1 protein-coding gene is annotated in these 362 nt (G+C 37.0%); it reads left to right on the plus strand.

The features are described 5' to 3' along the window. The coding region (locus tag RHOW815_RS08080) for a transposase (RefSeq protein WP_215217780.1) at window positions 1-347 on the plus strand (347 nt) is incomplete at its 5' end. Window positions 348-362: the final 15 nt, after the last annotated feature.

Genomic DNA, 362 nt, shown 5'->3' on the forward strand with positions numbered 1-362 from the left:
TAGAAGAGTTTCTGATGTCTTCTAGGATTAAAGTGCACTATCTCCCTCCTTATTCGCCGAATTTGAATCCTATTGAACGCTTGTGGAAGATCTTAAGGGAAAAGACGGTATACAATCGATATTACGAAACGTCGGTGACTTTTTTTCAGGCAATGAGAGGATTCTTCTTAGAAGAGATACCGAAAATAACAGATATTTTGAAATGTAGGATAAACGACAAGTTTCAAGTCGTTGACTTGAAACTTGTCGTTTATCCTACATTTTTCTATGCGATTGAATCGGAACCACTATATACATGCCATAATTGCACACAAAGAAGGGGTTGCTCCTTAAACGGAGTAGGTTAAACTCTCCAATATAAA

Source organism: Candidatus Rhabdochlamydia sp. W815 (assembly GCF_018642185.1).
In the GTDB taxonomy this organism is placed as follows: Bacteria; Chlamydiota; Chlamydiia; order Chlamydiales; family Rhabdochlamydiaceae; genus Rhabdochlamydia; species Rhabdochlamydia oedothoracis.